The 21,892-nt window shown below is 73.1% G+C and carries 23 protein-coding genes and 1 pseudogene; 12 read left to right on the top strand and 12 right to left on the bottom strand.

The features are described from left to right. Positions 1-189: 189 nt before the first annotated feature. Both IE277_RS14950 and IE277_RS14955 read left to right on the top strand, forming a co-directional pair. Positions 190-1,494 carry a cytochrome P450 family protein gene (locus tag IE277_RS14950; protein ID WP_189952468.1) on the top strand — a complete coding sequence of 435 codons (1,305 nt, stop codon included), beginning with the start codon at positions 190-192 and terminating at the stop codon, positions 1,492-1,494. A gap of 27 nt (positions 1,495-1,521) precedes the next feature. Next, the gene (locus tag IE277_RS14955; RefSeq protein WP_229881463.1) at positions 1,522-2,460 is read left to right on the top strand and encodes a hypothetical protein; all 939 of its coding nucleotides are present in this window, start codon (positions 1,522-1,524) and stop codon (positions 2,458-2,460) included. A gap of 9 nt (positions 2,461-2,469) precedes the next feature. Here IE277_RS14955 and IE277_RS14960 read toward each other — a convergent pair whose 3' ends face one another. Beyond that, on the bottom strand, positions 2,470-2,868 hold the full coding sequence (locus IE277_RS14960) for a nuclear transport factor 2 family protein (RefSeq protein ID WP_189952470.1): 399 nt from the start codon (positions 2,866-2,868) through the stop codon (positions 2,470-2,472). Positions 2,869-2,940: 72 nt separating this feature from the next. Here IE277_RS14960 and IE277_RS14965 point away from each other — a divergent pair, with 72 nt between their 5' ends. Then, positions 2,941-3,504, top strand: coding sequence for a PadR family transcriptional regulator (locus IE277_RS14965; protein ID WP_189952472.1), 564 nt, complete (start codon positions 2,941-2,943; stop codon positions 3,502-3,504). 4 nt (positions 3,505-3,508) lie between these two features. Next, on the top strand, positions 3,509-4,261 hold the full coding sequence (locus tag IE277_RS14970) for a class I SAM-dependent methyltransferase (protein WP_189952474.1): 753 nt from the start codon (positions 3,509-3,511) through the stop codon (positions 4,259-4,261). Here the strand turns inward: IE277_RS14970 and IE277_RS14975 are convergent. Both IE277_RS14975 and IE277_RS14980 read right to left on the bottom strand, forming a co-directional pair. Beyond that, positions 4,231-4,974 (bottom strand): GntR family transcriptional regulator, encoded by a 744-nt coding sequence (locus tag IE277_RS14975; protein WP_189952476.1) that lies wholly within the window; start codon positions 4,972-4,974, stop codon positions 4,231-4,233. The two genes, IE277_RS14970 and IE277_RS14975, sit on opposite strands and share 31 nt — an antisense overlap. Positions 4,975-5,135: 161 nt before the next feature. Beyond that, positions 5,136-5,288 (bottom strand): annotated as a pseudogene (locus IE277_RS14980) (dienelactone hydrolase family protein); the annotation flags it as partial. A 195-nt stretch (positions 5,289-5,483) separates the two neighbouring features. On the opposite strand from IE277_RS14980, the gene IE277_RS14985 reads away from it, so the two are divergent. After that, the gene (locus IE277_RS14985) at positions 5,484-5,669 is read left to right on the top strand and encodes a hypothetical protein (RefSeq protein ID WP_189952477.1); all 186 of its coding nucleotides are present in this window, start codon (positions 5,484-5,486) and stop codon (positions 5,667-5,669) included. Positions 5,670-5,726: 57 nt separating this feature from the next. Beyond that, entirely contained in the window at positions 5,727-5,879 is a 153-nt protein-coding gene (locus IE277_RS14990) for a hypothetical protein (protein ID WP_189952478.1), read from the top strand. Positions 5,880-5,944: 65 nt separating this feature from the next. On the opposite strand, the gene IE277_RS14995 is transcribed toward IE277_RS14990, so the two are convergent. From IE277_RS14995 to IE277_RS15010, 4 genes are all read right to left on the bottom strand, one after another. Next, a complete protein-coding gene (locus tag IE277_RS14995) occupies positions 5,945-6,913 on the bottom strand; it encodes an acetylxylan esterase (protein ID WP_189952480.1) in 969 nt (322 codons plus the stop codon). 100 nt (positions 6,914-7,013) lie between these two features. Further along, positions 7,014-7,598, bottom strand: coding sequence for an Rv1733c family protein (locus IE277_RS15000; RefSeq protein WP_189952482.1), 585 nt, complete (start codon positions 7,596-7,598; stop codon positions 7,014-7,016). A 232-nt stretch (positions 7,599-7,830) separates the two neighbouring features. After that, entirely contained in the window at positions 7,831-8,550 is a 720-nt protein-coding gene (locus IE277_RS15005; protein ID WP_189952602.1) for a ferredoxin reductase, read from the bottom strand. Positions 8,551-8,668: 118 nt separating this feature from the next. Next, entirely contained in the window at positions 8,669-9,274 is a 606-nt protein-coding gene (locus tag IE277_RS15010; RefSeq protein ID WP_189952484.1) for a sulfite oxidase-like oxidoreductase, read from the bottom strand. Between the two features lie 181 nt (positions 9,275-9,455). Between IE277_RS15010 and IE277_RS15015 the strand changes: the two genes are divergently transcribed. Together IE277_RS15015 and IE277_RS15020 are read left to right on the top strand one after the other, a co-directional pair. After that, positions 9,456-10,379 (top strand): NADP-dependent oxidoreductase, encoded by a 924-nt coding sequence (locus IE277_RS15015; protein ID WP_189952604.1) that lies wholly within the window; start codon positions 9,456-9,458, stop codon positions 10,377-10,379. Continuing rightward, complete coding sequence (locus IE277_RS15020; RefSeq protein WP_189952485.1) at positions 10,376-11,137, top strand: GNAT family N-acetyltransferase; 762 nt, start codon at positions 10,376-10,378, stop codon at positions 11,135-11,137. The genes IE277_RS15015 and IE277_RS15020 overlap by 4 nt, the downstream gene beginning before the upstream one ends. 16 nt (positions 11,138-11,153) lie before the next feature. Here IE277_RS15020 and IE277_RS15025 read toward each other — a convergent pair whose 3' ends face one another. Beyond that, positions 11,154-11,552 carry a MarR family winged helix-turn-helix transcriptional regulator gene (locus tag IE277_RS15025; RefSeq protein ID WP_229881530.1) on the bottom strand — a complete coding sequence of 133 codons (399 nt, stop codon included), beginning with the start codon at positions 11,550-11,552 and terminating at the stop codon, positions 11,154-11,156. A 124-nt stretch (positions 11,553-11,676) separates the two neighbouring features. Between IE277_RS15025 and IE277_RS15030 the strand changes: the two genes are divergently transcribed. Continuing rightward, positions 11,677-12,828, top strand: coding sequence for an ABC-2 transporter permease (locus IE277_RS15030; protein WP_189952489.1), 1,152 nt, complete (start codon positions 11,677-11,679; stop codon positions 12,826-12,828). Positions 12,829-12,953: 125 nt separating this feature from the next. Here IE277_RS15030 and IE277_RS15035 read toward each other — a convergent pair whose 3' ends face one another. The 3 genes from IE277_RS15035 to IE277_RS15045 all read right to left on the bottom strand — a co-directional run bounded on the left by IE277_RS15035 (position 12,954) and on the right by IE277_RS15045 (position 16,931). Next, entirely contained in the window at positions 12,954-14,195 is a 1,242-nt protein-coding gene (locus IE277_RS15035) for a vWA domain-containing protein (protein WP_189952491.1), read from the bottom strand. Then, entirely contained in the window at positions 14,192-15,445 is a 1,254-nt protein-coding gene (locus tag IE277_RS15040) for an AAA family ATPase (RefSeq protein WP_189952492.1), read from the bottom strand. Before IE277_RS15040 ends, IE277_RS15035 begins: the two co-directional genes overlap by 4 nt. Before the next feature lie 97 nt (positions 15,446-15,542). After that, complete coding sequence (locus IE277_RS15045) at positions 15,543-16,931, bottom strand: hypothetical protein (protein ID WP_189952495.1); 1,389 nt, start codon at positions 16,929-16,931, stop codon at positions 15,543-15,545. Positions 16,932-17,236: 305 nt separating this feature from the next. Here IE277_RS15045 and IE277_RS15050 point away from each other — a divergent pair, with 305 nt between their 5' ends. Continuing rightward, on the top strand, positions 17,237-18,103 hold the full coding sequence (locus IE277_RS15050; RefSeq protein ID WP_373310784.1) for a putative protein N(5)-glutamine methyltransferase: 867 nt from the start codon (positions 17,237-17,239) through the stop codon (positions 18,101-18,103). Between the two features lie 17 nt (positions 18,104-18,120). On the opposite strand, the gene IE277_RS15055 is transcribed toward IE277_RS15050, so the two are convergent. Further along, entirely contained in the window at positions 18,121-20,205 is a 2,085-nt protein-coding gene (locus tag IE277_RS15055; protein WP_189952497.1) for a SpoIIE family protein phosphatase, read from the bottom strand. 325 nt (positions 20,206-20,530) lie between these two features. On the opposite strand from IE277_RS15055, the gene IE277_RS15060 reads away from it, so the two are divergent. Both IE277_RS15060 and IE277_RS15065 read left to right on the top strand, forming a co-directional pair. After that, the gene (locus IE277_RS15060) at positions 20,531-21,412 is read left to right on the top strand and encodes a hypothetical protein (RefSeq protein ID WP_189952499.1); all 882 of its coding nucleotides are present in this window, start codon (positions 20,531-20,533) and stop codon (positions 21,410-21,412) included. Positions 21,413-21,519: 107 nt separating this feature from the next. Beyond that, positions 21,520-21,891, top strand: coding sequence for a hypothetical protein (locus IE277_RS15065; RefSeq protein ID WP_189952501.1), 372 nt, complete (start codon positions 21,520-21,522; stop codon positions 21,889-21,891). The last annotated feature ends 1 nt before the right edge of the window (position 21,892 follow it).

Below are 21,892 nucleotides of genomic sequence, written 5' to 3' on the forward strand. Positions count from 1 at the left end.
GAGAAGAAGCCCGGGGCCGGTCGAAAGCCTCGGCCGAGGGGCTGATGGAGAAGCGGCGGCATCGGTGTCCGTACGACGGGACACGCACATGCGCTGATCGCACTATACCCGTGCCGCTGTGTCCGTCAACATGAAACCGTCCGTGGCTGTTCCCGCCCCGGATCGTCCCGACCGTCAGGAGACGCACCCGTGGAGACCTCCTCCGCCCGGCCCCCGTACCGTCTGGATCCCTCCGGTGGCTGCCCGCACGCCGTCAACGCGCGGCTGCTGGCGGGTGGTGCCGTGGCCCCGGTGGAACTGCCAGGCGGGATCGGGGGCATGGCCGTACTCGGGCACGAGGCGTTGAAGGAGTTCCTCCAGCATCCCGAAGTCGCCAAGGACGCACACCACTTCACGGAGCTGCGGGAAGGGCGGATACCGGCCGGCTGGTCGCTGCTCACCTTCGCCACCGTGCGGGGCATGACCACCGCCGACGGTGCGGACCACCGGCGGCTGCGAGCCCTGGCCGGACGGGCCTTCACGCCACGCCGGGTGGAGCAACTGCGCCCCAGCATAGAGGAGTTGACCACGCATCTGCTGGACGACCTGGCCCGTGCCGCGGCGGCCGGGGACGGTGTCGCCGATCTGCGCCGGCACTTCGCGCTGCCCCTGCCGATGGGGGTCATCTGCGAACTCCTCGGCGTGGACGTCGTGTTCCGCGACCGGCTGCACCACCTCGGCAACCGGGTCGTGGCCACCGACAGCGAGCCCGCCGACGCCATCGCCGCCAACCGTGAACTCGTGGCGATCCTCGGTGAGATCGTGGCGGCCAAGGCGGCGGCGCCCGCCGACGACCTCACCAGCGCGCTCATCGCCGCCCGGGACGAGGGCGGCGACCGGCTCGGCGACGAGGAGCTGATCGGCACCCTCCTGCTGATGATCATCGCCGGGCACGAGACCACCCTCAACCTGATCACCAACGCGGTACGCGCCCTGTGCGCCCACCGTGACCAGCTCGACCTCGTGCGCGCGGGCCGGGCGAGCTGGGCCGACGTGGCGGAGGAGACCCTGCGCTGGGACGCCCCGGTGAGCTACTTCCCGTTCCGCTACCCGGTGCGTGATCTGACCGTCGACGGCACCCGGATACCCGCCGGCACCCCCGTGCTCGCCGGCTACTCCGCGGCGGGCCGCGACCCCGCCGCACACGGCCCCGACGCCGACCGGTTCGACGTCACACGCCCGGCCCGCCCCGACGCCGTACGCCATCTCTCCCTCGGGCACGGGGCGCACTACTGCCTCGGCGCGCCGCTGGCCCGGCTGGAGACCGGTATCGCGCTGGAGCGGCTCTTCACCCGCTTCCCCGGTCTCGAACTCGCCGCCGCCGACGCGGACCTGGCCCCGCACGCCGGATTCGTCGGCAACAGCGTGCGCATCCTTCCGGTCCGGCTCGACCAGGTCAGGGAATCGCAACAGATGTCTGCAGACCATAACGATCCCGGACGTCCGGGTACTTGACCGTCAACCGTGGACTATGTTCTAGCCATGTCCACGCCACCGCAGCCCCCGCAGCCGAGCGACCAGCCGACTCCCCAGCAGCCGGCCACTCCGCCGCAGCCGACGGCCTATCCCTACCCCAACCCGCAGTCCCCGCCGGCGGGCAACTTCTACGCACAGCCCACGATGATCGGCCAGCCCGCTGCGCAGCCCGCACCGGGCCTGCCGGGCCAGCCGGGTCAGTTCGGCCAGCCCGGACAGTTCGGCCAGCCGCAGCCGGGCAACCCCTACACCCAGGCGCCCCAGTTCGGTGCCGCGGTGCCCGTGCCGCCGTCCGGTGGCGGTGGCGGTGGCGGTGGCGGGGCGGGCCGGGCGGTGCTGTGGGCCGCGGTCGGCGCCGTGGTCGCCTCCGCCGCCTGGGCGGGCGGGGTCTTCCTGCTCGGGGGCAAGAGCGACAGCGCGGACCTGCGCGGCTACAAGGCGCCCGGCAACCTGTGCTCCAGCGCCGACTACTCCTCCTTCAAGGCCGAGTACCCCGAGAGCGGCTCCTCGCCGACCAAAACCTCCCTCAAGAACCCGGCGCTGGACGAGGGTTACTGCAGCCTGGGCCTGAAGAAGACGGGTTCGTCGTACTCCGACGCCTATCTGTCCATGCAGCTCGACCTGCACAAGAAGACGGACCCGGGGCCGGAGTTCACGGCCATGTGGAAGAACTACGGCGACAGCCACACCGGTTACGACGTCTCCGCGGTCGGCGGCATCGGCGACGAGGCCTATCTGGTCAGCCAGGACACCAGCAGCGGCTCCACCACCAGCGGTTCCCGCTACGCCACGCTCGCCGTCCGCGACGGCTGGGTGACGTACACGATGAGCTACAGCGTCTACTTCACCTCGTACGACCAGGACAAGAACCCGCCCTCGCTCAGCGAGGTGGACGGGTGGCTGAAGAAGGACGCCAAGGCCACGCTGGGGCAGCTGAAGGGCTGACGGACGCGCTCACGCCGACCGCGCCTCCGCCTCCTTCGCGATGTCGTCGAACCGGGCACCCATGGCCTCGGCGAGGGCGTGCGCGCCGGACAGCGGGCGCACCATGACCATGAGGTCGTCGATCAGACCGTCCTCGTTCACATGGATGAAGTCGCAGCCGGTCAGCTCGCGGTCGCCCACCCGGGCCGTGAAGACCAGCGCGTGGTCGGGGCCGGCCGGATCGCCGATCTCACGGTCGTACCGGAAGTCCTCGAACACCTGGGAGACCGCGCGCAGGATCGCCGCGGTGATCGCCTTGCCCGGATACGGCTTGAAGACGACCGGGCTGGTGAAGACGACGTCCTCGGCCAGCAGCGCCTCGACGGCGTCGATGTCGCCGGCCTCGACCGCCCTGCGGAACGCGTGCATCGGACCACCTCGCATAGTCAATTAATTGAATAGGTGTGGATGAGATTAATCAACGGCTGTTAACCTGTCCATATGTCGCTCAAGTACGCCGTCCTGGCCGCCCTGCTGGAGGGCGAGGCCTCGGGCTACGAGCTGTCGAAGGGGTTCGACGTCTCGCTCGCGAACTTCTGGCCCGCCACCCCGCAGCAGCTCTACCGCGAGCTGGAGCGCCTCGCCCAGGACGGACTGGTCCGGGCCCGGACGGTGCAGCAGGAACGGCGGCCGAACAAGCGGATGTTCACGCTCACCGAGGCCGGCCGGGCCGAGCTGGGCGCGTTCGCCGCCGAGCCCCCGAAGCGGCCCATGGCCGTCCGTGACGAACTGCTCATCAAGATCCAGGCGATGGACGGCGGTGACCCCGAGGCGACCCGCGCGCTGATCGAGGAACGCATGGGCTGGTCCCGCGGAAAACTCGACCGCTACCGGCGGGTGCAGAGCCGCCTCCTCGACGGCCGCACCGAGGACGAGTACCTACGCGAGACCGACCGCGTCGGCCCGTACCTCACCCTCATGGCGGGCATCTCCTTCGAGCAGGAGAACGTGCGCTGGTGCGAACGGGTCCTCACGGTGCTGCGCCGGCGGGTGGCCCTAGGCTGAGCAGATGTTCGGTCCCGAAGGCCCCAGCCTGCGTGAACTCGCCGCACAGGCGCTGTCGTCCGTCGAGCACGGCTACGACCTGCTCGCCCCCAAGTTCGACCACACGCCGTTCCGGACACCCGACGAGGTGCTGGGCTCCGTGGCGAAGGCGCTCGTCCCGCTCGGCCCGTTCGAGGACGGGCTCGACCTGTGCTGCGGTACGGGCGCGGGCGCCGAGGCGCTGACCGGGCTGTGCCGCCGCAGCGTCACCGGGATCGACTTCAGCGCGGGCATGCTCGACGTCGCCCGGCGCCGGGTGCGGCCCGCCGGCGGCCCCGGGGTCGCCTGGGTGCGCGGCGACGCCCGGGCCCTGCCGCTGCGGGCCGCCTTCGATCTCGTGGTGTCCTTCGGCGCGTTCGGTCACTTCCTGCCGCGTGAACTGCCGGGGCTGTTCGCCCAGGTCCACTCCGTCCTGCGGCCGGGCGGCCGGTTCGCCTTCCCGGTGCTCGCCCCGCCCCGTCCCACGCGGGCCGGTTTCTGGATGCTGCTCGGCTTCGACACGGTGATGCGGGTGCGCAACGCGCTGTGGCGGCCGCCCTTCGTCATGTACTACCGGACCTTCGGACTCGGCTTCGTGCTCGGGGAGCTGAGGCGGGCCGGGTTCGCCGTCGACCTGTACGCCCTGCCCGAGTTCGGGCGCCGGGGCGACGGCAGCCCACGGGCCCGGCTGGTGGTGGCCCGGCGCACTCAGCCCGCCGCCGGCAGGGTGAACTCGTAGACCAGGGTGTCCCGTTCGGCGTCCACCACCAGATCGGTGATCTCCAGCGGCCGGGCGTACTGGTCGTGCACGCGCCGGGTCACCCGCACCGAGGCGGCCCCGTCGACCTGGCTGATCGAGTCGCGGTGGTGCAGACACAGGCCGGCCTGGCGCATCCAGTCGTAGGCCCGCAGCAGCTGCGCCGGGGTGGCGCCATCGGCCCGGCCCCGGTATCGGGCCAGCTCCGCGACCTCGGCCAGCGCCACCGCCGAGAACGACGTGACCGCCGTCCTGAGCGAGCGGCCGTCCGGTGTGGCCGAACGATAGCGGTGCATCAGCGTCGGCCGGTGCGGCGCGAGGCCCAGCGCCCGCGCGTGCTCCGGCGGCGGCGCCTCCCAGGTCACCGTGGCCCGGTCGACCGTGGCCGGGTCGGTCGAGCGGGCCCCCAGCGGGAAGACCGGGGTCCCCCGCGCCTCGACCGGCTCGGCGGACAGCGCGGCATGGCTGCCCCGGCGGTCGGTGGCCACGAGACCGCCGCGCCGGAGCACCTCCAGCGCCTGCCGGACGGTCTCCCGGCTGACCTGGAAGTGCGCCGCCAGGTGCCGTTCGCCCGGCAGTCGTTCACCCGGCGGAATGGTGCCGTCGCGCAGTTCGTCGAGCAGCAGCGCCGCGATCCGTCCGTACAGGGGCCGGTCGTCGCTGGGTGCGGGTTCGTGCGGGGTGGTGCGGGCCATGCCGCGCCCTCCTGTAGTGACAAGACGTAGCCATGCGGGCTCATTGCGCGACCACAATTAGCATTGGTCTAAACCACGAGGGAAGACCGCTCCGACGTTTCGGCCGAAACCGGCCCACCCTTGCCGTCAGCTCAGTCCGGCAGGGGCGGGCACTCGGCGAGCAGGCCGAAGGCCGGCGCCACGTACCCCGGTTCGGCGAGGGCATCGGCCCGGCGGCGCTGGAAGCCGTTCGGGCCTGGCCCCTGGGGCCGATCAGGACCGCCGGCCGCCGGCCGCCGACCGGCAGCGGCGGGGAGCGCGAGGTGCCCGATCATCGTCAGGCCGTCTGCCGCGGGTGCACAGCAGGATCGGCGGGCTTTCGCCCGGCGCGGGCTGGCCGTACTGGCCGGGCTCGTCGTCGCCGGGACGAGCAGCACGCCGGCCTACGCGGCACAGAACCGTCCAGCGCGTGCGGCCCGCCTTCGTGCCGACGACGCGACGAATGGCGCTTCTGCGAACGCTGCTACGGGATGATCCACGTGTACTTCGGGCTGGACGTAGACGTATGCCCGGCCGCCAGTGACGGCCACTCCGTCGCGGGATACCGGTTCCGCATCCCCTACGACGTGCCCGAGACCCCGACCGCACAGGCCGCCTGGCGGTCCTGCGAGAGGTGCCTCGGCATGTTCTACTTCGGCTACCCGGGAGGCGGCTGATGCCCCGCCGGCGGCTCCCACCTGGCGAAGGGGCACAACTACGTCCTTCCCCATGATGTGGTCGAGACCCCCGCGACCCAGGCGTACTGGCCGTTCTGCGACAAGTGCTACGCCCTCTTCTTCTGGGGCTACCCCGCCAAGGGCAGTTGTCCGGCCGGCGGCGCTCACGAGGCGCAGGGGTTCAACTTCGTCATCCCGCACTACGCGTAACGGCCCGCACCGTGCGGCGAGACACGGGCCGGGCGGGAGACAAGCCCCTCGCCCGGCCCGTCGTCTCAGGCGTAGGCCCGCAGCCAGCGCAGCTTCGCCGCCTCGTGGAAGGGGCCGCCGCCCTCATGGTCGTTGAAGTCGTAGACCTCGATCGCCTTGTCCTCGTGCGCCCAGGCGTTGAAGGCGGCGAACACCGTCGACGGCGGGCAGGTCTGGTCCTCCAGCGCCGCGGAGAACAGCGCCGGCGCGCTGCCCCGCGCCGCGAAATGCACCCCGTCGAAGTACGACAGCGTGCGCCGCACCTCCGCCGAGCGGCCGCGGTGCGTCTTGAGGAACAGGCCGATCTCGCGGTACGGATGACGGTCCGTCAAGGTCGTCGCGCGCGGGAAGTCGCACAGGAACGGCACGTCCGGCGCCACCGCGACCACGCCGGGAACCAGCGCGCCGACGGCGAGGGCGATGCCACCGCCCTGACTCGAACCGAGCACCACGGTCCGCGCCGCGTCGGTCAGCGGATGCGAACGGGCCGCCTCGACGGCGCGCACCGCGTCCGTGTACACCCGGCGGTAGTAGTAGTTCTCGGGTGCGTCGATGCCGCGCGTCATAAAGCCGGGGTACGCCGGCGCGGCGCCCACCGGGTCCGCCGTACCACCGCCGCCGCCCCAGGAGCTGCCCTGGCCGCGGGTGTCCATCACGAAGTGCGCCCGGCCCGTCGACGCCCACAGCAGGTTCTCGTGCGCGAGCCCGCGCCCACCGCCGTAGCCGATGAACTCCACGACCAGCGGCAGGGGTCCGCTCGCGGCGGCCGGCAGCCGCAGCCAGCCCTTGACCGGGTGCCCGCCGAACCCGGCGAACGTCACGTCGTACACCTCGACCGTGGACAGCGCGGTGTCCACCAGTTCGAAGCGTGCGTCCAGCGCGTGCTCGCGTGTCTCCTGAAGGGTCTTGTCCCAGAAGGCGTCGAAGTCCTCGGGTTCCGTGGACTCGCTGCGGTGTGCGCGGAGTTCGGCGAGGGGGATGTCGAACAGGGCCATCAACAACCGCCTTTGCGAGGAAGCAGCATCAGCTCACGGTACGCGGGCGGTCGGAGGACTGGCCAGTAAGCGGTTGCCGTCTGTCGGCGGGCGGATCACCTCACGCCTGGGGCTGGGTCCACCGCGGACCCGTCCGCTCCCACTCCCGCTCCCACTCCGCGAGCCGGTGCCGCAGCGCGATCCGGCGCTCGACGGCGTGTCCGAGCAGGACGAGGGCCGCCGTGGCGCCCGCCGCGCACACCCCGACCGTCACCGCGTGCTGCAGGACCGTCGAGCGGTCCGGCGGCGGCCGTACGGCACGGCCGCGGGTGTCGAACCACACCGTGACCGTGTCTCCGGCCCGGGTCCCCGCCGGCACCCGCGCCCACGCCGTGCGGGCGCCCTTGCCGGGCTCGCTCCAGCGGACCTCGGCGCGGTAGGGGCGCTCGCGGGCGCCCTCGACGGCGGACAGCGGCTCGGTCCGGTCGCCCGTCACCAGCGCGCGCATCCGGTGGCGTTCGGCCCGCTGCGCGGCCGCGACGGTCCCGGCGTGGTCATCGGCGCGCAGGCCCGCGGCCACGCCGACCAGGGGTACGACGACGAACAGCAGGACGGTGACGATCAGCATCGTCCATGCCTCCAGGACATCCGAGCGGCGCCGCAGGCGATTGCGCCGCCAGCGCCAGCCCCGCACCCGGGTACGCATGTCCACCTCCTCGCACCGTCGCGGCGGTGGGCCGGCGAACCGGTCGCCCGGTCCGTCACCTCCCTCACCGCTCACGCACACGAGCGTCCACACACGTCTCGTACCCCGTACGGAGCACCCGCGCTCACGTCATGTACCGCGAGTTCAAGCCCACCTGGAGCGCGGGAACCCGCCACGCGCCCCACGATCACACGACCGACCCCGGCGTACGACCCCGGCGTACGACCCCGAGTCAGCCGAAGCGCTCGATACGGATCCGGTCCACCGGCTGTCCCGCGGCGACCAGCAGTTGTGACGCATGCTCGGCAAACCCGTTGGAGCCGCACACATAGGCCTCCCACCCACCAGAAGGCGGCTCGGCCAGGAGCGGCGCCACATGTGCGGCCGCCAGCCGTCCCACGGGTACACCTGGTGGCGCGCTCCGGGTGAAGACGGGTGTCGTCTCCGCGCCCAGCTCGGAGGCGTAGATCAGTTCCTCGGGGTTGCGCGCGGACACCAGCATGCGCAGCGGCACCGTCAGGCCGCGCCCGCGGTGGTGCCGCACCATCGACATCAGCGGGACGACCCCGGAGCCGGCGCCGAGCAGCAGCGCGGGCCGGTCGCCCGGCCAGGCGAAGAAACCGCTCAGCGGCCCGCGCACCTCGACCGTGTCACCGGGGCGGGCCACGGTGTGGAACCAGCCCGAGACCTCGCCGTCCGGCACCTGGTCCAGGGTCAGCTCGATGTGCCCGGATTCGTCCGGAGCCGACGCGATCGAGTAGTGGCGCTGCGCCACATAACCGTCCGGCGCGGTCAGCCGGAGCATCAGGTGCTGGCCGGGCAGATGGCCCGCCCACTGCGGCACCGCCAGCCGGAAGGTGGCCGTGTGCGGTGTCTCGCGCCGGATCCGCGTCAGCGTGGCGGTCTGCCACACCGCCGCCGTCTGCTCGCTGACCGCGATGCGTCCGGGCACCGCGAACCGCGCGGCGCGAACGCGGGCGTCGGCCGCCGGGGCTGTCGAGGCCACCGGGGCTACCGGGGCCACCGGGGCCGTCGGGTCCGCCGGCGCCGTGCCGGTCGTCGTCACTCTGTCAGTCACCGGAGTACCGCTGCTCCTGCCAGGGGTTGCCGCGCTCGTGATAGCCGTTGCGCTCCCAGAAACCCGGCTCGTCGTGGTCGAGGAGGGTGAGGCCCGCGATCCACTTGGCGCTCTTCCAGAAGTACAGATGGGGCACCACCAGCCGCGCCGGGCCGCCGTGCTCGGACGGCAGCGGCTTCCCGTCGTACTCCCAGACGATCCAGGCCCGCCCGCCGGTGAGGTCGGTCAGCGGCAGGTTCGCGGTGTAGCCCGTGTGGGAGGAGGCGAGCACATGGGTGGCGGACACATGGGGCCGCACCACAGCGAGGAACGCGTCCAGCGAGACACCGCCGAACCGCACACCGAACTTCGACCAGCCGGTCACACAGTGGATGTCCCCGTCGTACGCCGACGCCGGCAACGCGTGCGCGGACTCCCAGTCCCAGGTGTGCGGCCGTTCGACCAGGCCGTCGATGCGGAAGGACCAGTCGGCCGGCGCGAGGTCGGGGGTGACCTCGGCGGACAGGACGGGCCAGTCCTCGCCCGCGTCGTACTGCCCGGGCGGCAGCCCCGGGTTGTGGACGCGCGGGCGGCCCGTGAAGCCTCGCGTGACGTTCATCCTTCAACCGTACGCTGTCGCTCCGTGTGCTCCGTCCCTGGTCACCGCCCGGACACCGCCCGGATGATTGCGCACTCATGAACTCTTTCGAGCCAGGGGAATACCTCTGCGGCGCTTCTCCTTTGCGCTCGATGCCGGCACCGGTACACCGGTGACAGCGCGAGAGAAGCGAGGAATGAGCATGCCCAAGGCGTACGTCTACACACGGCACGGCGGACCGGAGACCGAGGCGCTGATCGACGTGGACCGCCCGAGCCCCGGCCCCGGCGAGATCCTGATCGCGGTGCGCGCGGCCGGCGTCAATCCGGTGGACTGGAAGCTGCGCCAGGGCTTTCGCCGGCCCGGCGAGAGCGAACGCAGCTTTCCCACGGTCTTCGGCAGCGAGGCGGCCGGCGTCGTGGCGGAGGTCGGTGCGGACGTCTCCGGGTTCGCCGTCGGCGACGAGGTCTTCGGCAGCACCGCCCACGGCGGATACGCCGAGTACGCCCTGCTGACCGCCGCCGTGACCGCCCACAAGCCCGCCGCGCTGTCCTTCCGTGACGCCGCCACCCTCCCGGTCGCCGCCGCCACCGCGTACGACGGGGTCCGCCAGCTGGACCTGCCCGGGGGCGCGACCCTGCTGGTGACGGGCGCCGGCGGCGGGGTCGGCAGCGCCGCCGTACAGATCGCCCGCGCCCTCGGACTGCGGGTCGTCGGCGTGGCGAGCGAGGGCAAGAAGGACTTCGTGGAGTCGCTGGGCGCCGTGCACGTGGCCGCCGGGCCCGACCTGGCCGAGCGGGTGCGCACCGTCGCCCGCGACGGGATCGACGGGGTGTACGACCTGGTGGGCGGCCCGGTCCTCACCGAGTCCGCCGAACTGCTGAAGGACCGCGGCAAGCTGGTCACCGCCGGCTCCCCGCAGGAGACCGTCGCCGCGCTGGGCGGCGACCGCGTCCAGCGCGCCCGCACCGCCGCGGTCCTCGACGAGGTGGCCGACCTCGCCGTGCGCGGCGCGCTGAAGACCCATGTCACCGGCGTCTTCCCGCTGGCGCGGGCCGGCGAGGCACTGCGCGCCGTCGAGGAAGGACACACCCTCGGCAAGCTCGTGATCGAGGTGGACGCGTGAGCGTCATAGCCGGTCCGGGCGTCGGCGGGCAGGCCCCCGCCGACGCCCCGCACATCCTGGACAACCCCGCCCTCGCCTCGCTGACCGGCCCGCACGCCCACTTCGCCGAGCGGCGCGGCCGGGTGCTGCGCTACCCCGTCGACGTGTCGCCGTGGCTGGCGCTGCCCGACGAGCCGCACGCGCGGGACTGGGCGGACCTGGCCGCGCTGGCCGGTCCCGGCGCGGAGATCCCGCTGCCGGGCTACCGGGGCGAGGTGCCGGACGGCTGGGAGATCACCTTCCGGGTCGAGGGCGTGCAGTTCGTGGACGACGGCCTGGCTGCCGCGCCGGACGCGGAGGCGGTGCGGCTCGGCCCGGCGGACGTCCCCGAGATGCTCGACCTCGTGGCCCGCGCCCAGCCCGGCCCCTTCGGGCCGCGCACCGTCGAACTCGGCACCTACCTCGGGATCCGCCGCGGCGGCGCACTGATCGCCATGGCGGGGGAGCGGCTGCACCCGCCGGGCTGGACCGAGATCAGCGCGGTCTGCACCGACCAGGCCTTCCGCGGCGAGGGCCTCGCCACCCGGCTGATCCTCGCGGTCGCGCACGGCATACGGGAGCGCGGCGAGACCCCGTTCCTGCACACCGGCGCCCACAACACCGACGCGATCCGGCTGTACGAGTCCCTGGGCTTCCGGCTGCGCCGCCGTACGGCCTTCCTCGCGGCCCGTGCCCCGGAGCGGACGGCGGACGACCGGGCGGCGGTACCGGTGGCCTGACCTGCGGGAACGCGGGTCAGTCGGACCCGGTTCCGCCCGGACCCGCGTTGTACCGCTCCAGGTAGGCCGCGAAGCGCACCAGGTCCTCCTGCGGCCAGTCCGCGAGCCGTTCGCGGAAGGCGGCCCGGCGGCTGTCGGTGACCTGGGCGAGGATCTCCCGGCCCGCGTCCGTCAGATGCAGCACCTGGACCCGGTGGTCCTCCGGGTCCACACGGCGCTCGACCAACCCGGCCCGCTCCAGCGCGGCCACCTGTCGGCTGACCGTGGACTTGTCGAGCGCGTAGTGCGCCGCCAGGTCCGTCGCCCGGCAGCCGTCGCGCTCCTCCAGGTGGCCGAGCAGGGTGTACGACACCAGGGACAGCTCGGGGTGCATACGGCCCGCCGAGGCACGGGCCCGGCGGGCGAAGATCGTCATCTCGCGCTGGATCGTCTCCACGGCCGACTCCGCTGCGCTCACGGGAATACCTCCTCCGACGTTCTAGTTGTATAGTACAACTTGAGTGAGGGTTGTATAAGCCAACTATTGGAGGTCGCTCGCGATGAGGTCCCCGGCACTGCGCCATGTGCTCACGCACCTGATCACCCCGCTGCTGATGTGCATAGGCATGGGGCTCGCCTACATGGGGGCCTTCGTCACCCCGGAGCCACACCATCTGCCCGTCGCCGTCGTCGGCACCAGCCCGCAGGCGAAGGTCTTCGCCCAGACGGTCAAGGACACCGCCGGGGACAAGCTCGACGTCCGCACGGTGGCCACCCGGGCCGACGCCGTGGACCTGCTCACGTCCCGCGATGTGACCGGCGCCTATGTGCCGAGCGCACACACCCCCGAGCTGCTGGTGGCCAGCGCCGCCTCCGACATGGGCGCGACCGCCGTCGAGAAGGTCTTCACCCCGGTCGCCGCCGGGCAGGGCGTGCCGCTGAAGGTCACCGACGTGGCCGCGCCGGTCGCCGACGACCCCACGGGGCAGGGCCTGTTCTTCCTGCTGATCGCCCTCAGTATCGGCTCCTACGCCTCGGTGGCCGCCCTCGGCGCCGCGGGCGCCGGACTCGCCATGCGGGTGCGGGCGCTGCTGGTGCTCGGTGTCTCCGCAGCGGTCAGCGGCATCGGCGCGCTGCTCGCCGGACCGGTGTTCCACCTCGCGCACCATGACCTCGCGGGCGTGTGGGGCATGGCCTGGCTGTACTCGGCCGGCATCCTCTTCATCGGCGTCGGCCTGCACACCTTCCTCAAGCGGTGGACCACGCTCACCATGATGGTGCTGTTCGTGATGCTCAACTTCACCAGCTCCGGCGGGCTGTTCCGCCCCGAGCTGCAGAACGGCTTCTTTGGCACCCTGCACGCCTTCTGGAACGGCGCGGGCTTCGTCGAGGGCATCCGCAGTCTGCTGTACTTCGGCGACGACGGTCTCGCGCGCACTGTGTGGACCCTCGTGGTCTGGCTGCTGGTGGGCCTGGTGGTGACCGGGATCGCGGCCCTGTACGAGCGGCCCCGGCGGGCCCGGCACGCGGCCGGTCACGGCGAGACCGCCCCGCAGCCGACTTTCACGCCGACTTCCACGCCGACTTCCACGCCGGCCACCACGCGGCTGTCCGCCTCCGTGCCGGCCCCCGCGCGGCCGGCCGGGCCGGAGACCGAGGCGGCGGCCGAGGCAGAGATCGAGGAAGAAGTCGAGGAGACGGTCGGCGTCTGACCCGAAGCCGGCCAGGAGGGCCGGCCAGGAGAGCGGCCGGGAGAGCCGGGCAGGGGGAGGCCGGCCAGTGACAGGGAGCACGCCCGGTACCGACGGGCGCGGCTCCCTGCCGGCAGGTGATCCCGTCATCCCGCCGCCGACCCGATCGTCACCACCCGCGCCCAGTCCGGCGGCGCGTCCGGCCGGTACGCGGGATCGCTCTCGTCGTACGACCCGCCGGTCCGGGGGAACAGCCCCACCACCGTCCGGCACGCCGGCTGCCGCGCGGGCCACGGCGTCTGTCCGTCGGTCAGGACCACCACCACGTCGGGGCGCGTCCGCAGCGCCCGGTCGAACCCGGTGCGCAGATCCGTTCCGCCGCCGCCCACCAGCTCGATGCCCTCGGTCGCGCACAGCGGCCGTACGGTCTGGGCCGCGGCATCGCAGGACAGCACGGAGACCAGGTCCCGGCGGCCGCCCACCGCCCGGGAGATCGCCGCCACCTCCAGCAGCGCGCTGCCCAGTTCGGCGTCACTGACCGATCCCGAGGTGTCGACGACGACACAGACCCGGGGCGGCCGGCGCCGCAGACTCGGCAGCACGACCCGGGGCAGCCCGGCCGAGCGCCGCGCCGGGCGGCCGTAGTGGTAGTCCTCGCCCGCACCCGCCGCCGAGATCGCCGTACGCAGCGCCGAGCCCAGCAACTGGCGCCACGGCTGCGGCGGATGGAACACTTCCTCCGCCCACCGCCGCCAGCCCCGCGGGGCGCTGCCCGGGTGGCCCTTGATGCCCTGCGCCACCCGGAACCGGATCGCGTCCCGCTCCTGCTCGCTCAGCCCGTGCGCGCCGTCCGGCCCCAGCTCCCACCCCCGCACCAGCCCGTCGGCGCCGCTGCCGCAGTCCAGCCAGGCCAGGCGCTCCAGGCGTGGCCCGAGGCGGAACTGCGGCAGGTACTCCTCCATCAACTGGCCCTCGGGCAGCTCCAGTCGCTCCGGTGTCACGGCGTCCTCGGGCCGCTCCAGCCCGTCCCCGTACACGTCGTCGTTGATCTCGCAGTCCGCCGCGATGTTCATCCGCAGCCGCTCCGCGGGACCGGTCAGCCGGTGCTCACGGGCGTACCGGTCGCCGCGCCCGTGATGGTCGCGCAGCAGATGTGCCACCTCGTGCACCCACACCGCGGCCAGCTCCGCCACCGGTGTGCGGTCCACGAACGCCGGGGACACATAGCAGCGCCAGTACCGGTCGACCCCCATCGTCGGCACCTCGCGCGACTCCACCGGCCGCAGCGCGAACAGCGCCGTCGCCAGATACGGCCGGACACGGGCCGCGTGCAGCCGTGCGGCGAAGAGCTTGCCGAGGTCCAGCGCGCCGGGCGCCCGCGCCGTCATCGGCGGGCCCCGGCGGTCCGCGCGGCCCCGCGGGCGGCCCGGTCGGCCCGCTGGGACAGCGACACCACTCCGGCGAGCCGCTCGACCGCCGCCGGTACGTCCCAGTCCTCCCGGCGCAGCGAGGCCAGTGTGGTCGCCGGGACGACCACCACGTCCGGCGCCCCGGTCTCCATCGCCCGCACCAGCACCGCCCAGGCGGCGTCCCAGCGGGCGCGCTCCGGGCGCCCACGGACCGCGGCCACCACACCGTCCAGCACGGCCTGCCGCAGATCCCCGCGCTCGGGCAGTTCGGCACCCGCCGGGTCGGCGAGCAGTGTCTCGGGGTCCGGCAGGTCCATCCGGTCCAGGCTCGCCAGCAACTCCAGTCCCGGGCCGTCGCCCACGGTGCCCCGGACCAGCAGCGACAGCACGTCCCGGGACGAACCGGCCGCGGTCGCGAAGGCGATCAGCCGCAGCGTCGCCTCCCAGCTGCGCGGCGACGGCCACGCGCCGCCCCGGCGGCTCTCCCCGCCGGGCAGCCGGTGGACCAGCGTCGGCCGTGCGACGAGGAACTCGCACACCGCGCGCCTCGCGTGGGCCACCGCCGCCGGCAGCCGCTCCGGGTCGAGCACGGGCAGGGTCGCGCGCGGCCAGGTCCCACCGAGGCCCCGTACGACGACGTCGTGGTCGTGGGCCCATTGCAGATGCACGAACCGGTTGGCCAGCGGGGGGCTCAACTCCCAGCCGTCGGCCGCCGAGGAACGCGGATTGGCCGCGGCCACGATCCGCACCCCGGGCGGCAGCCGCAGGGCGCCGATCCGCCGCTCCAGCACCAGCCGCAGCAGCGCCGCCTGCACGGCCGGGGGAGCGGTGGACAGTTCGTCCAGGAACAACAGCCCCCGCCCGGCCCGCACGAGCCGCACCGCCCAGTCCGGCGGGGCCAGCGGCACGCCCTGCACCGCCGGATCGTCGCCCACGACCGGCAGGCCGGAGAAGTCGGACGGCTCGTGGACACTCGCGATCACGGTGGTGAGCGGCAGATCCAGGGTGGCCGCGAGCTGGGTCAGCGCCGCGGTCTTGCCGATGCCCGGCTCACCCCACAGCAGCACCGGGAGATCGGCGGCCACGGCCAGCGTCAGCGCCTGAAGCTGGATGTCGGTGCGTGGCTCGGTGGTGGTGTCGCGGAGCAGGGTCAACAGCGTCTCGGCGACGTCGAGTTGGGAGGTGGCCGGCCGATCGGCGGGCAGGGGTGCGGAGATGTACGAGGTCATGAGGGCATCACCTGGGGTGTGAAGTCGGACGTCTGCAGTCGGAAGTCTGAAGTCATAAGAGAGAGAAGGGAGTTCGGGGTCGGAAGGTGCGCGGGCGTCAGAAGAACGTGACGGTGCGGGCCTGCCGCCGGGTGAGGCGGCGGCCGGGGTCGGTGCGGCGGCTCGGTGCGGTGGACGTGCGGCCGGAGCCGGTCAGGCCGGCTCGGTACAGGCCGTAGGCGATGCGGCGCTCGGCGGCCGCCGCGAGTTCGTCCCGCAGCGGCCCCGCGCGCAGTACCGCGGCGGGGCCCAGCAGCCCCTCGACCACGGCGAGGGCGCCGTCCGTGTCACCGTGGTCCAGCCGCTCCCGCACACTGCTGAGGCAGTGCGGATCCCGGTGCGCCTCGTCGATGATCCGCAGACAGGGCAGTGGCGGCCCGCCGAGCGCGGCCAGCAGTTCCTCGCGCCGGATCTCGTCCGGCTCGTGGTCCAGCGGGACCAGCACGCCGTCGACCAGGCCGATCCGGTGCGTCGCTCCCCGGCATTCCACCCGACGCGCACCCGCCACCGGATCCTGGTCGCGGACCGCACCCGATGCCCGGTGGCCGGGCACCAGCGCGGCCGCGACCAGCGGATGCAGCCGCTCCGCCGTGAGCAGCCCGGCACGCAGCAGCTCCAGGTCGGGTGTCACCCACGTCGCCGCGTCGGGCAGCACCGGCACGGCGGACCGGCCGCCCGGCGGACGCTCGGTGACGACCCGGAGCCCCGGCGCACCGCTACCGCCCGCGTCCACCGCCAGAACCAGGCGGCGCCGGCCGCCGATCCGTACGGCGAACGGCGCGCCGAGGCGGCCTTCCGGGCCGTCCGTGCGCAGCAGGACGCCGGCCTCGGCCGCCCACCGGCCGACGGCACAGCCGAGGTCCGGCGGCGCCAGTCCCAGAGGATCGTGCTCGGGTGGCGCGGGACCGTCGGCACCCGAACGCGCCCGCAGTTCCCCGGCCCGGCCGGCGTCCCACAGATGCCGGTGCAGATCGAGCCGGAAGCGGCGGTTCGGGCGGGGATGCGGATGGCGCCCGCTCTCCGGCCGCGCCGGATCCCACAGCGCGAGGCTGATCCGCTGTCCTGCGTCCGCCCAGGCGGGCGGCGTACGGGCCACGAGATGCAGCGGGCCGGCCCGGCCGCACCGCTCGTACCGGGCCAGGGCGAGGGTCAGCCCGGGGCGCAGCAGTCCGTCGGGCGCGATCCTCGGCATGTGCCAGCGCAGCAGGTCGGGGGCGAGCGAGCGGAGGTCGGCGCGGAGCAGGGTCGCGATCTCCCGGCCGTGGGCGCGGGCGACGGACGCCGGATCGAGATCGACGTCGATCCGGGCGGCGGCGCAGGCCCCGGCCCAGTCGCCGGCCGTACGGCGGCCGGTGGCGACCTCGATCATGGACGGTGGCACGGCGTACGTCCGTACACGCAGCCACAGGGAAAGACGGGAATCCCCGTACGCGGAGGAAGGGAGCATCAGCGCTCACCTTGCGCGGACGGGACCCCCAATCGCTGAGAGGCGTGAGTCATCATCGGGGCGATGCTAGCCGGGCGCCGAACGGAGTGTCACATGGTTTTCCGGCAACTCCGCGCGGCCGGCGGCCGATCGGCTCGCCGGGCCCGGAGGGCTGATGAGCGTTGGGGTATGGTGGCCGTCCGGTCGCGGACGGTCGCGGCCCCGAGCGCCGAGGAGGTGGGACCCATCACTGCTGTGTCAGCCGGGGTGCTCTCTCCTCAGGACGGCGCGGTGCACCGGCAGCGGTGACCGCGGGAGCGCCCTCGATGTCTCGCGCTCCCGAAAGGCTCTCCGCCTCCATGCCCTCTCCCGGATTCCCTGCTTCTCCTGGTTCCTCCGATTCTCCGGTTCTTCCCGGTTCCCCGGTTTCCCCTTCCGCCGTCGTCGCCGCACTGCGCGCCGCCGGGTGCGTCTTCGCCGAGGACGAGGCGGAGTTGATCCTCGCCACCGCCCGTACCGCCGGCGAGGTGACCTCGATGGTGGAGCGGCGTGTCGCCGGGCTCCCGCTCGAACAGGTCCTCGGCTGGGCCCGGTTCCATGGGCTGCGCGTCCTGGTGGAACCGGGCGTGTTCGTGCCCCGCCGCCGTACCGAGTTCCTGGTCGACCAGGCGCTGGCCCAGGCGCCGCGGGCGGCCGTGGTCGTGGACCTGTGCTGCGGCTCCGGCGCACTCGGCGCGGCCCTCGCCGCCGCTCTGGACGGCGCCGAGGTGCAGGCCGCCGACATCGACCCCGTGGCCGTACGGTGTGCCGGGCGCAATCTCGCCCGCTACGGAGGCCTGGCCCACGAGGGCGATCTCTACGACGCGCTCTCCGCCGACCTGCGCGGCCGCGTCGGCATCCTCACCGCCAATGTGCCCTACGTCCCCACCGCCGAGCTGCCCCTGCTGCCGGCCGAGGCCCGCGACCACGAACCGCGCGTCGCCCTGGACGGCGGAGCGGACGGCCTGGACGTGTTGCGCCGGGTGGCCGCCGGGGCGGCCGAGTGGCTCGCGCCGGGCGGCTGTGTGCTGACCGAGACCAGCGAACGCCAGGCACCCGACGCCGTCCGGGCCTTCACCGACGCGGGCCTGACGGCCCGTCTGGCGGTGTCGGAGGAACTGTCCGCGCACGTCGTGATCGGCATACGACCTTGACCGGCATACGGCCGTGATCACAGCGGCCGTTGCTGCGCCCGTGCGATGAGCAGGGCCACGTCGTCGTGGTTGTCGGGGTGGTGCAGGGTCCGCAGCAGCAGGTCGCAGGTCTCCTCCAGGGGGCGGCCGGCGTGGCCGTCGAGCAGGGACAGCAGGAAGTCCAGACGTTCGTCGAGGGAGTGGCAGCGGGTCTCCACCAGACCGTCGGTGTAGAACACCAGCTCGTCGCCTGGCTCGAAGTCGACGGTGACAGTGGAGAACCGCACCCCGCCCACGCCGAGCGGCACCCCGGTCGGCAGGTCGAGCAGTTCCGGCGGCCGGCCCGGACGGACCCGGGCCGGCGGCAGATGGCCGGCATTGGAGATCCGGCACTGCCGCAGATACGGATCGTGGACGGCGTACACGCACGTCGCGATGGAGTGGTCCAGGTCCGAGGTCGTCTTGTCCAGGTGCTCCAGCAGCAGTGCCGGGTCCAGGTCGAGGGCGGCCAGTGTGGCCGTCGCCGTGCGCAGCCGGCCCATGGTGGCGGCCGCGCTGATCCCGCTGCCCATCACATCGCCGACGACCAGCGCCGTCTTGCCGCCCTCCAGCGGGATCACATCGAACCAGTCACCGCCGACCTCGCTGGTGGCCCCGGCGGGCTGGTAGCGGGAGGCGACCTCCAGGCCGGTCGTGACCGGCGGCCGGCTGGGCAGCAGGCTGCGCTGCAGGGTGAGGGCGGTGTTGCGGGCGTTCTGGTACCAGCGCGCGTTGTCGATCTGCACGGAGGCGCGGGCGGCCAGCTCCCGGGCGAGCAGCACATCATCCTCGCCGAACGGTTCCGGGTTGCGGGTGCGCTTGAGGTCCAGGGCGCCGAGCACCTCGCCCCGCGCGATCAGCGGCACCGCGAGATACGAGTGCAGTCCCGCCCGGCCCAGCAGCGCGGCCGCCTCGGCGGAGCGGGCGATGCGCGGCAGGTCCTCGTCCTTCACCTGTGGCACCAGCACCGCCTCGCCGGTGCGCACACACTCGGTGATCAGCCGGTCGGACCCGTAGCGGGTGATCCGGCCCGGCGGGTCGGCGGCCCGCACGGCGTCCGAGTCCTCCGCCGGGCGCACCGCGAGGGCCCGGATCACCGCCGGCTCCGCGGGGCCGAGCGTGCTGGGCCGGCCCTCCACCACCGAGTCCAGCAGGTCCACCGCGGCCACGTCGGAGAGTTCCGGCACGGCGACCTCGGCCAACTCGCAGGCGGTGCGGTCCAGTTCGAGGGTGGTGCCGATGCGGGTGGAGGCGTCGGCGATCACCGCGAGCCGGCGCCGGGCGGCCTCCGCCTCCAGGGAGGCCCGGTGCTGCTCGGTGACGTCGACCACCGAGATCGCGACACCGAGCACATTGCCCATGGCGTCCTCCAGCCGGTACAGCGAATGCGCCCAGGTGTGGTCCTCGTCCGGGTCGGCTGGGGTACGGCCGACCAGGGTGTTGTCGATCACGGGCTCACCGGTGTCCAGCACCCGCCGGGCGTCGGTGAGCATCGGCTCGGAGTTCAGCATGGGGAGGACCTCGGGCAGGGTCCGCCCCACGTGCTCGGCGGCCGGCACACCGTTGATCTTCTCCAGGGCCGGGTTCACCGAGACGTACCGCAGCCCGGTGTCCAGGACGGCGTAGCCGATCGGCGACTGCTGCACCATCCGCTCGGACAGCGCCACGTCCTGTTCGAGGCGTCGTACGGTCGACTGGTCGGCGGCGAGCCCGAGCGCGTACACCTCACCGCGGTCGTCCAGCAGCCGCATGTTGCGGAACTCCACCAGGCGGGTGCTGCCGTCCTTGTGCCGGACCGGGAAGCCGCCCGCCCAGCTCTGCCCGGTGCGCATGACATCGGCGAAGAGCCTGCCGACCAGCTCCAGATGCTGTTCGTGGACCATGAGCCGGGCGGCGTACTGGCCGAGAGCCTCCCGCGCGGTGTATCCGAACAGTTCCTCCGCCTGCGGGCTCCACAGCACGATCCGGCCGTCGGTGTCCAGCACCACCGACGCCACGCCCAGCACGTCGAGCAGACCGCCGGGCCGCATCGGTCCGCGCGCGGGTGGGCCGCCCTCCGGCACCGGAGCCCCGGCTGCACTCATGCCACGCACCGCCTTCGCCCGTCCGCACGGCATGTTGTCCCCCGTGCCGACTCCCCTTGATCCACCGCGCTCACACCCGACTCTCCGACGCCTCGCCGGTTACCTCCACCATCTCTCACCACAGCGGTGCACGTCCGCCGAAGCCGTCACGCAGGGGCCGGGCCCCTTCCCGGACATCCTGCACGCCTCTTCGGCGGACCGGGAGAGTTCACGCTCATGTTGCCGCATTGGCCTGTACATGACTATCGCGCCACGCCAGACTGTCCGCCGACCGAGTGTTCCCGCCCCCGGGCCCTGTGCCCCTGCCCCGTTCGAGGAGTCGGCCATGCCCGCGTCCGCCCGGCAACGTTGTCACGCAGTTCTCGCCGGACTCGTCACCCTCGCCACCACCGCTGTCGTGTCCCTCGCCGTGCCCGCGCCCGCCGCCGCGGCCGACACCTGGACGGAGACCGGCTCCGACCACGCCCGCGCGCTGGACGAGAGCCAGGGACTGACCTCCGTGGAGGTGCCGGCGAACAGCCCCAACCGCTACACCGGTATCGGCACCATCCCCCTCAGCGTCTCCAGCCGGGGCTGGAACCACGTCGGCGACCCCGACGCCTCGTACAACGGCTACTACATCGAGCCCTATCAGCAGGACTCCGGCAACTCGAAGATGTACCGCGTGCAGGCGCCCGACGGCACCTGGTCGGAGTACGTCCACACGCTGAGCCCGGGTGAGGCCCTGAACAACTCCTGGGACGCGATCTCGCCCGACGGCCAGTGGATGCTCTCGGGCGAGTGGGGCACGATGAACCGCTTCCTGGTCTTCCCGACCCCCGGTGTCAACCCGGGCGCCTCGCCCTCGGCGAACCTCCCGCAGGCCTCCACGGTCAACCTGGACCACCCCGTCCGGGACATCCAGGGCTGTGACTTCTCCGGCCCCACCACCCTGCTGTGCTCCTCCGACGACCCGGACGGCAGCCTCTTCGGCATGACCAAGCCGCTGCTGCAGGTCGACCTGTCGGCCCCGCCCAGCGGCTCCGGGGACGTCACCGGCCATGTCACGGCCCTGCGCCAGCTGCCGCTGCGCAGCTCCTGCTCCGGCACGTTCGAGGTGGAGGGCCTCGACTACGACCGCCGCACCGGCATCCTGCGCGTGATCGTGATGTCTCCCGGCTTCTGCATCCTCACGGACAGCAAGACGTACACGTTCTCCCGCGGCTGAGCGGCTGAGGTGTGCCGGACGCCCGGCGGTGCTTTCCTGGGGGTGGACGTGGTTCGGCTCGGCGTTCGGCGGGGCACCCCGTTCCACCGCCAGGAAAGGAGCGATCAATGAACGACACGGCACGGTCGCATCCGGAAAACGTCACGGTGGAGATCAGCGGCTCCAAGGAGGACGCCCGCCTCGTCTTCGACGCGTTGCGCACCTGTTTCGCGTCCGACCGGGGTCCGGACGAGATCCCTCAGCAGCTCCACGAGATCCGGCCGATGGTGTGGCTCGGCACGTACGACGTCGCGGACGTCCGTGGGCAGGGCTGCCCGCCGGTCCATCTCGGCGCGTCCGTCCAGGCGGACGTCCAGGGCGGCTACTGGGCCGTGGACCGGTTCCGGCACACCCTGGACTCGCTGTTCACCGTCGAGGAGACCTGCACGGCCTCCGGTGACCAGGAGCGGGACCTGCATCTGCGGCTGGAGAGCCGCTGAC

The organism is Streptomyces alanosinicus (genome assembly GCF_014650595.1).
Classification (GTDB): Bacteria; Actinomycetota; Actinomycetes; order Streptomycetales; family Streptomycetaceae; genus Streptomyces; species Streptomyces alanosinicus.